The sequence below is a fragment of the Microcoleus sp. T3_A4 genome (genome assembly GCF_036700465.1).
Lineage (GTDB): Bacteria > Cyanobacteriota > Cyanobacteriia > Cyanobacteriales > Microcoleaceae > Microcoleus.
This window is the reverse complement of record NZ_JAUBOY010000015.1, coordinates 118,373-130,598: the sequence shown is the minus strand read 5'-3', so window position 1 is coordinate 130,598 and position 12,226 is coordinate 118,373. Positions and strand designations below refer to the sequence as shown.

Genomic DNA, 12,226 nt, shown 5'->3' with positions numbered 1-12,226 from the left:
GATTTTAAATCACCCTAACCTTCCTTCAGTCTTGTCTTATGGTACTCTGGCTGCTTAAAAACTGTCCGGAGTATTGTAAAAAACCAAATAATTTCCATAGGTTATGGGAGTTTGTCTACAGGCACGATTTATACTTTTACTTGGGCAGTTATTATCTGGATATTTCCTTACTAAGTAGGGTGGGCATTGCCCACCCTACTCCTGACTTAACTGAGTGGTAATTTTCCACTCGGCTTAGATTTGTGGTCTTATCTTATCAGCTTTTTTCACTAAAAATTTTCTGATAAGATAATGTTTTTTATAAGCGGCAGTACCGTCTTTTTGCTACTATTATACACATGGTAATCTTCTCCTTTATTGTATTTTTGTCTCTACACCTATAAGACGAATCCAGAGGTCTATTTCTGAATTTTTCGAGTTAGAGGCTGTTTTTTCCTAACTCAATGCACTCTGAGAGGTTCAGATCCCCGACTTCCCTAAGAAGTCAAGGATCTACGCTTTAGCCCGATCGCCCTTTCGCGTCTTACCTTTCAACCGTTTCACAGCCTCCTCAACCTCCCCGCGAAAAGGGTATAGCAACCGCCGACTCAGCGCACTTCGATAAGCCTCCACAGCCTCCGTCACATCCCCCAACCCCAACAACGCTCTTCCTTGCCAGTAACCAGCCATAGCCGGGTCAAACTCCATCAATTCCTGAGACTGACAAGCCTTTTCCAACCATTTCCGACTCGCCACCTCATCCCCCAACATTCCATAACTCTCCCCCAGCCACACCGCAGCAGACACCGATTGCAGATAACCCCCATCTTCTGGTAACAACTGCCATCCTTGCGCCAAAGCCTCCACCGCTTCCCGGTGTTTCCCCGCCAGTGCCAACACCCGCCCATGACTAAACCAAGCATCAGGTAACTGCGGTTCAAGTTGCGTCCCCCGCACAGAAACACTACACCCTCGCTCAATCTCCTGAAAACTTTCCACCAACACCCGCCCCGCCGTCGTCCAAACACTCCAGCGATCGGGAAAACGATCGAGCATCTCTTCTACTATTGATGTCAGGGTTACTTGACGGTTCGATCGCCCTAAATCCCCCTTAACAAGGGGGACTTCCAGAGGAGTTCCCCCCTTGGAATTAGAAGACTTTGCCTGCTCTAGCTCCCCCCTTTTTTAAGGGGGGCTGGGGGGGATCGAGAGGAACTGGGGGAGAGGTTAAAGGCAAAATCTCGCACAACGCCCGATAAATTTCACAATCCTGCGGATACAGACGATAAGCCTTCAGCATCGCCTCAGCCGCTTTCTGATATTCCCCCGTATGGAACAAGCACCGCCCATAGGAATACCAACCCCTAGGATGATTCGGGTGTTCCTCAGTAAACCGTTCCAACACCCCAATCCCGTTAGCGCACTCTTCCCGGAAAAGGTGATAATATGCCAGCAACTCGCGGGCATCCGCCGCATCAGGAGCCTGTTGCAGCACAGAACTAATTATCTGTTTAGTCTGTTTGCCTTCCTCACCCGATACCAATCTCATCCGGCAACGAGTATCCGCCAGTCGTTTGAGCGCTCGGAAATCACCCGGAGCCACCTCTAGCGCTTTGCTCAACCGCCGCTGCGCTTGGCGCACGTTCCCCACCGCCTGACTCGCGTCGTAGCTGTCAATCAGCGCTACAACATCATCCGGGCTCAGTGACAAAACCGTATCGAACGATCGCAAAGCTGCAACCGCATCCCCTCTCCCCATTTGCACCTGCCCCAAGGCCAGCCAGTGAGCCGCATTATCTGCTTCTAGGGAAGCCGCCGACTCAAAAGCCAGTATCGCTGCCTGAGTGTCATTTCTACAGAGTGCGATCGATCCGCTGATATGCTGTCGAGTCGCCTCATTGCGTGCATTGGCCAAGGCACTTTCATAAACCCCTACTGCCTCAACCTTTCGTCCCATAAGCTGCAAGAGTTTCCCCAATTGCAACCGCACGCCAATCAATGGTTGCTGCCGATCGATCACTTGGCGATACTCCTCAACCGCCTGCTCAATACGACCCATTGCATACAGCAGATTCGCCAATTCCAACCGTTTCTTCCACCCAGAAGGATACTGCTGCACGTACTCACTTAATGTTTTCAGCTTCTGGTCAATTCGGGCGGACTTTTCGTCTAAAACCAGGTAAGCATTCAACTCCACCCCAGAGGACTGAGTGAGGGATACCACCCGGAGTGTAGTGTTTCTAGACATATTGCTGTTACCTGATAATTAATTGTCTCGCCAATGTTTTGAGGGATGGGGGCGATCGAGTCGGATGCGATCGTTTCATTGAATTGTAGGGGCAATCCCCCCGTGGTTGCCCCAGCCGTGGCTGTCCCAGCCGCGATCGCCCCAGCCGTGGCTGTCCCAGCCGCGATCGCCCCAGCCGTGGCTGTCCCAGCCGTGGCTGCCCCACAATCTTGACGGGGTAGGCACGGGGGCACTACCCCTACAGTAAATTCATCGCCCATCGAGGCAACGTCCCCCTTTTTAGACGACTCGGAGGAATCTAACAAAGCATCATCCAACCCTGACAAATACCTGCTCAAACGCTTTTGCAGAATATCTCGTGCCTGTTGGATGCGCTTGTAAACGTTATTGAGCGAGAGAGCAAGTTGTTGGGCAATATCTTGATAGGCAATCTGGTGGCAGTAACGCAGGATAAACGGATTGCGTAATCGAGAAGGAAGAGTATCAATAGCGCGGCGAATGTACTGTCCCAACTCATCATGTAGAAGTGCTTCTTCAGGAGAGTTCAAACCAGAAATAACTGCTGAGCTTCCTGTAGCAGCTACTTCTTCAATATCCTCGATCTGCATTGCTTTCCGGCGGCGTTCTCGGTGTATATCTATACATAGATTATGGGTTAAGCGGATCAGCCAAGCTCGGAGGTTGGTGATTTTTTCGGCATAGTGTGGTAATTTCTCCCAAGCTTTGAGCATGGCGCGACTGAGCACTTCTTCGGTATCAGCAGGATTCCCCCCCATCCACCTGAGACAGCAACGGTAAAGATAATCTCGATTCTGCTGCCATAGCTGCCAAAATGCTTTCTCTATATCTTCAGGACAACACCGAATGTCTGTTGCAATAACCGATTGAGAATTTGACATGATTTTAAAGGTGGTGAAAGATAGATGTGAAGGAACATTCCTCTGTTGCTTTTTTCGTTGCACCCCAATCCCGCAAACATCTAGCTGAGTGTGGTCTCAGTATTTATACGGATAAAGATTGGATTCAGTTGCTCTTTTTTTGAGGCTGCATCCTTTCCATGTCTGTATCAGGGATCCCCTCCTCCGCCCCTGTCAGTCGGGAAAGTCGGCTCATAAAGTCGGAAAAGTCGGACGCCCTGGTTTTGCTATCTATCTTTAGATAGAGCCGATCGACAGCATGACTCGTACTGTTCTATGTCTTTTGGTAGATGCTATTAATAGTATGTTTGGCATATCGGCCTAAAGCAAGTCGGAAAAGTCGGATCGTAAAGTCGGAAAAGTCGGATCATTTGGAGCTGACGGGGTGACAAGCAACTTAAAAGCCTTGCAATTAAACGGTTTAAGCCATCGCCCTCACAAAGAATTAGGCGGCCGCGATCCCCTTTTTCGGGTTTCGACAAGGTGGAATCACGATCGGGGGCGATCGCCCGGATCGTAATTGTCAATAAGTCTGTCATAATATCTATTAGAAATTTCTCCACCGACTTACTACGGTGCATAACTCAAAGCTAGGGTGCAAAACTTAAAAACCTTACCCGATGAGATTGATTAGTACATGACTTTTGAAGAAGCCCTAGAATTTATCGAAGCAGCCTTAGAGTCCAAGACAAGTAAACCCTTAAGTTTGCTGGAAAAAGAAATCTTAAAAGCTGCTTGGGAAAACGCAACTTATAGTGTACTTGCTGACAGCTTGTACCTGAGCATAGGACATATCAAAGATTTAGCTGCCATCCTGTGGCAGCGGCTTTCAGACGTAATGGGAGAAAAAGTTACTAAAAATAACTTCCGCTCTCTGCTAGAGAAGCAAAGCACCACAAGTGCGATCGTCGATACAAAAGGCAAACTTATCAAGATCCCTGCGGCCGGAGGAAGTGACAGCGATGAATTAGAAACTTGTAAAGGTAACATTTTAATTGTTGATGACCTCCCAGAAAATCTGCATTTTCTCACAGAACTTCTGACTAAGCATGGGTATAAAGTTCGCTGCGTCACCAATGGTACGATGGCCTTGAGGACAGTTCGCAATCATTCTCCCGATGCTATATTGCTGGATATTAAAATGCCAGACATGGACGGCTATCAAGTTTGCGAAGCCCTCAAATCCGATGAAAACACCTCAGAAATTCCGCTTATTTTCTTAAGCGCACTTGACCAAGTATTTGATAAAGTTAAAGCTTTTAAGGTAGGGGGAGTTGACTACATTTCTAAACCTTTTCAGTTGGAAGAAGTGCTAGTTCGCCTCGAAACTCAGGTCACTATTCAGCACCAAAAACGCCAGCTTAAAGAAGCACTCGCTCGACACCAGCAAACCGCTGAAATTGCCTACCAATCTCGCGCCCTGTTGGCAAATTTGCTAAACTCATCTCTGGATGGAATAGCCGCAGTGGAGGCGGTGAGGGCGGATATTGCTGGAGAAATTGAAGATTTTCGCTGCTTGGTAGTTAACCCTGTTTTTGCCAGACTCTTAGGGAAAAAACGAACAGAACTGGCGGGCGAACCCGTTCTGAAAAAACTGCTTAATCAGTTGAGTCCCGGATTGTTTGATTTATTAGTAGAAGTTGTTGAGACTGGAGAATCGCTTGAAGGAGAGGTTCATCTAGAAAGTGACTACCTTGGTAAATGCTATTATTTCACTGCTGTGAGATTGGGAGACGGTTGCTCAATTACCATCCGCGATCTTACAGACTTAAAACAGTCGGCATTAAAGTCAATGATTGAACAGAACCAACCGCGTGCTAGCATCAAATAGCATAAACCTGAAATATTGCACCATTCTCAATAACCCTTCTATGGGCGGGCAGGATGCCCACCCCACAAGAAAATGCACTTTTTGTGGAACAGGCATCTTGCCTGTTCTGGAGAATGGTGCAACATATGAGATAAACGGGACTTACGCACTCCCACGGCTAGAAACCGGGTTTTTTAGCGTATCTACGGGCTGTAAGGCGTCTTCTCGTAAAAAAACCCGGTTTCTGACCACCCCTGTGTAATTCCTAAAAATATCAAGATTCACCCACCAAGGGTTCAGTTAAATCGAGAATCTTCTCAAACTGAAACTTCGTCACCCAACCCCTGAGAGTCTGAAGCTCGAAAGGGTGAAATTCAGGAACCTCCTTAAGGAGTTGAGACACTAATTCCGAATCCGCGTCAATAGCTGCTTCATGCAATTTTACAATCCATTCTTTTGACCTCGCTGCTAATAAATTAGTGAAATTTAACGGTTCTCCAGTCACATTAGAAGGGGAAGACGCTAGCTCTTTATCCTGATAAATATAACCGACTCCCAAATGTTTAGCCATGATGTCAAAGATGGCTTCTGTGTGGAACGGTTTTCGCACAAAATCATCACAACCAGCGGATAAAATAACTGCCTTTTCTTCTTCCCACACGCTAGCAGTAATAGCAATAACAGCAGTAGCTTGACCTTTAAGGGTGCCTTTAATGCGTTTCGTGGCTTCATACCCATCCATAACTGGCATTCTCATGTCCATCCAGATCAGATGGGGTGAGTATGAATCCCAAATTTCAAGGGCTTCAATACCGTTACTCGCTTCTTGCACCTCAAAACCAACAGGTTGGAGGAGTTTAACTAACAGTTGCCGATTGTAATCTCGATCGTCCACTACTAAGATGCGATATTGGGGTTGGTTAGGCGCTAGGCCAACGACGCGACGACTGTGGGGTTGATTTTGAATGGCGCTGGCATCAGCGATGCCCACAGGAATGTCAAATTTAAATGTTGTGCCCGTTGTGTGTTCTAAAAATTCCTTGAGAGGCATTCCAGGGGTGAAAGCTTTACCGTGACTAATGACTGTTATTTCACCTCCCATCAAGCGGACAAATTGACGGCTAATGGTCAGTCCTAATCCGGTTCCTTGCTGTACTTTTTGACCGGATGCTGTTTGCACGAAGGGTTTGAATAGATTCTCGAGTTCCTCTGCCGCAATACCAACTCCCGTATCTTTTACTTCAAAGGTAATGGTTGTTGGTTGTTGGTTGTTGGTTGTTTTGGTTCCGGCTTCACTTTGGGCTTTTACCTGTTTATTTTTTACTTCTAAAGACACGCTTCCCGAAGAGGTAAACTTAACGGCATTACTGAGAAAATTAATCAGCACTTGCCGCAACTTAACTTCATCAGCGCAGATATATTTAGGAACATCGGTCGCACATTCAAATCGTAAGTGTAAGCTTTGAGCGTTTGCTTTCAACGCAAACATCTCCTCGATTTCAGCTAAAAACTGATGAATGTTCAAATTATTTTCAGATAACGTCATGCCTCCAGCTTCAACTTTGGAAAGGTCAAGCACCTGATTAATTAGAGATAATAAATGCTCTCCACTGCGCTGAATGATGTTAAGGTTCTCTTTTTGTTCATTTAACAGATTTGTATCCTCATTCATCAGTTGAGAAAAACCTAGAATGGCGTTCAGGGGAGTTCGCAATTCGTGGCTCATGTTGGCAAGGAAAGTGCTTTTGGCGAGGTTGGCGGCAATGGCGGCTTCTTTTGCCCGTTCGAGTTCTGCTTCGGCTTTTTTGCGATCGCTGATATCTCGTCCTACGGCCTGTAATTCAACAAGGCAACCGGAATCATCAAATATCCCTCGGTTAACCCACTGCGTCCAACGCACTTCGGAGCTAACAATCACCCGATTTTCAATTGTGACAACGGGATTGTCTTTGCTAATGGAATTAACGAGTCTGGTTATATATTCGCGGTCTTCTTCAAACACGACAGGTGCGTAGTGATGCCCGATGAGTTGTTCCCTTGTCAGTCCAAAAAATCGACAGAAGCCTTCATTGACAAAGGTAACGGTACCATCTGGCAGATACCTGGCAATCAGTTCTGTCTGGTCTTCGAGAATACCAAGGTAGCGTGCCTCGCTCTGCTGCAGAGCTTCTTCTGTTTTTTTGCGCTCGCGAATTTCCTGTTCTAAACGGACATTTTCAATGAGCGTAATCTGTGCTTGCTGGCGATCGCTAATATCTTGAAAAGCTGCGATCGCATATTCTACATTACCCGTCTCATCAAAAATTGGCGTGCTAGTTACTTCTAAGGGAACGATTCGCTCACTGTAGTGCAGTTCCAAATCATCCGCCCATGTTTTTTCACCGCGAAGCGATCGCACCAAGGGTAGCTGTTCCACTGGATACATTTGGTCTGTGCCTGCCCGATAAACGTGATAGGTTTTTGAGAGTTGCTCGATTTCGGCTTTGGGTAAATCTTGAATATTCAGTAACTGCTGTGAAACTGGATTGGCGAAAACCAGTTGTCCTTTCGCGTCGTGAACGGATATGCCAAAAGGAATGGCATTAAGGAATTTATTCTGGCGATTTTGCGTCGATTGTAGCTGAGTGTAGAGTCTGGCGTTGGTAAGGGCGATCGCCGCCTGAGTCGAAAGCAATTGAATCACTTCCAGGCGATCGGGTGTAAAAACCCCATTTGCTAAATTATTTTCCAAGTAAACAATGCCAATTAATTGCCCTTGATTGAGTAGAGGGGCGCAAAGGATAGACTTGGGCTGGTGTGTTTTGATATAAGCATCTTGGGTAAATCTGCCTTCACGGGCAACATTGGTTTCAATCAGTCCTTTTTTAGTCCTCTCAACATAGTGAATAATCGACACCGGCAGACAAGTTTCTATAGGAGTAGATTGCAACACCATCACTTGATCTGAGTTAGCCTCACCTGACGCTTCGACTTTCAGTTGTCCTTGAGACTCTAAAATTAGATAGCCAGTTTGTGCGCCGCAGCTTTCCAGCAAGATTCTCATCAAAGTCGTGAGGAGTTTATCCAACTCAATTTCACTGGCAATTGCCCCAGATGCTTTCATCAAGGCTGCCAAATCCAGGAGTTCACCTGAAGTATTGCCAGAAGTAGTAGGTAGGCTGTTGCGCGAATTTATGGACATATTGGCTGTCGAAAAACGCTTTAAAAGTTCAGGATACTGTCGTTCCAAATCAGTCATTTTAGCTTTTGCGCCCCAACGTAAATAGCAGTAGTAAGAATTTGTCATATAGGCTTGGGCAACTTGCTCTTTTCCCCAAGCGATGTAGAATTTGGCAGCCAGTTCATTAGCCAAAGCCTCTTCGTTGATGTACTCATGTTCTTTGGCTAAGGCAATGGCGCGATCGTAGTAGTCGATCGCCCTAGCCTTTTCACCCAAAACTCGATATCGCTCTGCCTCCACTAGATAGAATTTATGGAGGTGAGTCATTGGAGCAAAATGAGCCCATTTCTTGAGCTTTTTCTGGTTGGATTTAACCTTCTGGAGGATGAGTTTTTGCTCTGATTTTGGTGCGTCAGAATAGATAGCCAGATAAAGTAAAGAATTGTAGAAATGGTAGAGAGGAATAGTACCTACAGCGCTATCGCTATATTTTTCGGCGGATTTAGCATTTTCTATAGCTTGCTGATAGTCTTGAAAAATATAGCAGAGAACTAACTTAAAAAAATAGAGGGAACGACATAGATTTTGAGCATTCGCCTCTATATGCAGAGGCAACATTTTTGTTTCGTCATAGCTTTCACCGATTAAACGGCATTTATCTTCAGCCCGGCCCATCAAGTTCAATACAACCTGTCGAGTGAGTTGGTTGTAGTAATAGGATGTTTCTTGCTTCAGTTGGCTGAGGGTATTGCTGTACATTGCCATCTCTGCCTCGACTGTTGCCAATTCCTTCCCCAATACATAGGAATGGTAGGAGTATACACAAACTGCATAAGCTGCATATTCTAAGTCTCCAGTTTCCAGAGCGATGGAGTAAGCATTCTGCAAAGGGTTTAAAGTTTCCCTAAGATGTTCTTTCCAATGTTTGACAAAGTAATTAACAATAAATATGGTTCTGGGTGTGAGTTCTTTAGTATTAAATTTATCTAGTAACAAAATAGCAAGTTGCCCAAATTTATAACCAGTCTCAATGTCTCCTACGGTTTCCCCAGACAGAATTAGTCCGTAAGTAGCATAGGCACAAGAAGACACAGAAGTATTCCCATATTTGATTGATAACTTTACCTGTTTAAACGCCATTAACGGTAGCAATTCAGGTGAAGCAAAATGGGCAGCAGAAACTACACTTGAGAGGATACGCATCGCTGCTAGCTTATAAGGATTAGTCATCAATGGTAGGTCGATCAAGTCCTCAACTCGCTTTCCTGCTAAACTTAACTTAGTCTTCACCAGTTCAAAAAAAATATTTAATTTTGTTGTTGTTTTTGGAAAGCGAATTCCCAACAACTTTAATACTGAAAGCGCCGTATCTATCGCTTCTAACGGTTGGTTTTGTGCTGTATAGGCTTGAATCTTGACTTCATAGACTTTCACTTTGTCGAGCAATGAAGTAGCTTGTTGAAGCACAATGTCAGCCAATTTTTCCATTTCCTCCACGTGGCCACTCAAGATAGCAGCTTCTACTGTTTCCACATAAAGTGCCAGAGTTAGGTCATACTGACGAAGCCAACTATCTGCACTCAGGCAATTTATACCAATTTTTAAGTAATTCCAGGCGGGTTTCCAAGCTGCTGATGCCTTCGCTTTTTTGCCAGCAATCAGATTTAGTTGAGCAAGTTTATCTCTGTCTAACAGAAAGTCAATTGCTTCAATAGCGAAGTTGAGTTGATTGACAATATCAAAAATCTTTTGTTGGAGTATGTGTGGCGGTGTATTTTGTAACAACAGTTGCCCGATTTTCCAGTGAACCGCTTGCTTGTCGTCTGGGGGAATTAGGGAATAGGCGGCTTGCTGGATGCGGTCATGAGCAAATTTATAAGTAATTTTGAAGTCATTCGAGTCTAGGTCTGCTTGAATAAATTTGTACTCATCCCCGACCGGTAATATCAATCCCGCTTGAATGGCATCCCATAATTCATTGGCCGTTTCTTTTTGAGAAGTTTCATTGATGGTTGAAAGCGTTGTCAAATCAAATTTGTTGCCAATACAAGCGGCTAACCGTAAAACTTTTTGTGTGGGTTCTGATAAAAGTTTAATTTTTCCGGACATGAATTCAACAACATTATCAGTAATGTTCCTAGTTATAATGTGTTCTAAATCCCAAGACCAAGCCCCAGCATTAGTATCAAATTTCAGGAATTGCTCTGTATAAAGTGACTTCAGAAACTCCTTGACAAAAAAGGGATTTCCCTGTGTTTTGTCCCAAACCAACTCGGCTAATCTTTGGGTATGGATGCACTCAGTCTTCAGCGTATCTGCAATGAATTCATTAACCTGGTTGAAATTTAGGGTTGAAAGGGAGAGATGGTTAACCACTATCCCCTGCTTGCTTATCTCAGATAAAGTCAGCATGGCAGGATGACTTGCACTCACTTCGTTATCTCGATAAGCTCCAATCAAAAACAGATATTGAGTATTAGCATGAGTCATTATCAACTGGATTAATTGCAGGGTAGCACTGTCTGTCCATTGCAAATCGTCTAGAAATAGTACGAGGGGATGCTCTTTTTGACAAAAGACTTGGAGCAAGTTTTGAAAAACTAAATTAAAACGATTTTGAGCTTCAGTGGCAGGTAATTCGGGGACGGGATTCTGTTTGCCAATAATCAGTTCAACTTCAGGAATGACATCAATTATAATTTGTCCGTTGATTCCTAATGCCCGTCGAATCTTCTCTCGCCACTGTTGTAATTGCGATTGAGTTTCTGTGAGTAATTGTCGCACCAATTCTTGGAAGGCAGCGACTAAAGCTTGATAGGGGATATCGCGTTGCAACTGGTCAAACTTACCTGAAATAAAGTAGCCGCTTTTTTGAGTTATGAGCTTATACAATTCCTGAACTAAAGCTGATTTTCCAATACCAGAGTATCCAGAAATTAGCATAAGTTCAGTGGCTCTTTGTACGGGCAGATTTTGTGAATGAGTGGTCGTTGGGTTACTCAGGTTATTTGTTAAACGTGTTTCTACTTGTTTCTCTTGTCCAGACGCTACACGAACAAATGCAGCCAATAAGGACTCTATCTGTGATTCTCTCCCGTACAGTTTTTGAGGGAGTTGCAATTGAGTAGAAATATCTTGGTATCCCAGGGAAAAATATTGAATTTTACCAGTTCTAGATTGAGCGAGACAAGTGTCTAAATCAGCCTTGATTCCCCAAGCACTTTGATATCTATTTTCTGCCATTTTTGCCATTAATTTCATGACAATTCCTGAGACAGGTAAGGGAATTTCTGGATGAATTTCATGAGGTGGAGTCGGTTGTTTGGCAATATGACAATGGACGGACTCAAGGGCATCGACGGATTCAAAAGGCAACTGGTTGGTTAGCAGTTCATAGAAAGTAACCCCAAGAGAATAAAAGTCGGTGCGGTAGTCGATTACTCGATTCATCCGTCCTGTTTGTTCTGGAGAAATATAAGCCCATGTCCCTTCTAGAAGATTAGGACTTTTGAGGCTGGGATTTTCTTGGGATAGGATGGTAGATAAGCCAAAGTCAATGATTTTTAATTGTCCGGTGTGAGGATTCAAGACAATGTTAGATGGATTGATATCTTTGTGAATGACATTTTTTTGATGAACTTTGCCTACAGCATCTGTGATTTGGATGGCAAGGTGGAGAAACTCTGGTAAAGCAAAGGTACGACGTTCCAGCAGAATTTTTAAGGACTCTCCGCCAAAATCCTCCAACAACATGACTTGTGTGTTTTCATATTTTCGCAGTTCGTAGGCTTTAATTGTTTCCTCTAGGTTGAGACGGCGAGTGATTTCGTATTCCTGCTGATAGCGGTAGAGTTCGGCTGGTGTGGGGTAATCCTCTTTGAGGAGTTTCAAAATCAAAGGTTGCTGATTAGATTTGAGGATGCCTCGGTATACGAGGGAATTAGCACTTTCGTAAATCTGGCTGACAATTGTGATATCTGGCAGTGAAATCATGTTGGGAATTATTGCTGCCTAAAAAAGTTAAGTATACAAATAAATATAACATGGGAGGAGCGGGTGAGAGGAGCAGTAAAGTCGCTCCAAATATAAATCCTTGTCTGACCCCCCCTACA

The 12,226-nt window shown here is 44.6% G+C and carries 6 protein-coding genes; 2 read left to right on the top strand and 4 right to left on the bottom strand.

Annotated elements, in window-relative coordinates; all coding sequences use genetic code 11:
• Window positions 1-492: 492 nt before the first annotated feature.
• From QUA07_RS10905 to QUA07_RS10895, 3 genes are all read right to left on the bottom strand, one after another.
• Window positions 493-1,035, bottom strand: a complete 543-nt coding sequence (locus QUA07_RS10905; protein WP_333324877.1) for a tetratricopeptide repeat protein — start codon at window positions 1,033-1,035, stop codon at window positions 493-495.
• A gap of 94 nt (window positions 1,036-1,129) precedes the next feature.
• Window positions 1,130-2,227, bottom strand: a complete 1,098-nt coding sequence (locus tag QUA07_RS10900; protein ID WP_333324875.1) for a tetratricopeptide repeat protein — start codon at window positions 2,225-2,227, stop codon at window positions 1,130-1,132.
• Window positions 2,167-3,126 (bottom strand): sigma-70 family RNA polymerase sigma factor, encoded by a 960-nt coding sequence (locus QUA07_RS10895; RefSeq protein WP_333324873.1) that lies wholly within the window; start codon window positions 3,124-3,126, stop codon window positions 2,167-2,169. Before QUA07_RS10895 ends, QUA07_RS10900 begins: the two co-directional genes overlap by 61 nt.
• A gap of 403 nt (window positions 3,127-3,529) precedes the next feature.
• Between QUA07_RS10895 and QUA07_RS10890 the strand changes: the two genes are divergently transcribed.
• Window positions 3,530-3,664, top strand: coding sequence for a hypothetical protein (locus QUA07_RS10890; RefSeq protein WP_333324871.1), 135 nt, complete (start codon window positions 3,530-3,532; stop codon window positions 3,662-3,664).
• A 117-nt stretch (window positions 3,665-3,781) separates the two neighbouring features.
• Window positions 3,782-4,975, top strand: a complete 1,194-nt coding sequence (locus tag QUA07_RS10885) for a response regulator (protein ID WP_333324869.1) — start codon at window positions 3,782-3,784, stop codon at window positions 4,973-4,975.
• Window positions 4,976-5,228: 253 nt separating this feature from the next.
• Here QUA07_RS10885 and QUA07_RS10880 read toward each other — a convergent pair whose 3' ends face one another.
• Window positions 5,229-12,107: an AAA family ATPase gene (locus QUA07_RS10880; protein WP_333324867.1), complete on the bottom strand. Its 6,879-nt coding sequence runs from the start codon at window positions 12,105-12,107 to the stop codon at window positions 5,229-5,231.
• Window positions 12,108-12,226 lie beyond the last annotated feature (119 nt).

Coding starts and splice junctions, on each gene's coding strand:
- QUA07_RS10905 (WP_333324877.1), bottom strand. CDS start 1,035: ATGCTCGATCGTTTTCCCGATCGCTGGAGTGTTTGGACGACGGCGGGG.
- QUA07_RS10900 (WP_333324875.1), bottom strand. CDS start 2,227: ATGTCTAGAAACACTACACTCCGGGTGGTATCCCTCACTCAGTCCTCT.
- QUA07_RS10895 (WP_333324873.1), bottom strand. CDS start 3,126: ATGTCAAATTCTCAATCGGTTATTGCAACAGACATTCGGTGTTGTCCT.
- QUA07_RS10885 (WP_333324869.1), top strand. CDS start 3,782: ATGACTTTTGAAGAAGCCCTAGAATTTATCGAAGCAGCCTTAGAGTCC.
- QUA07_RS10880 (WP_333324867.1), bottom strand. CDS start 12,107: ATGATTTCACTGCCAGATATCACAATTGTCAGCCAGATTTACGAAAGT.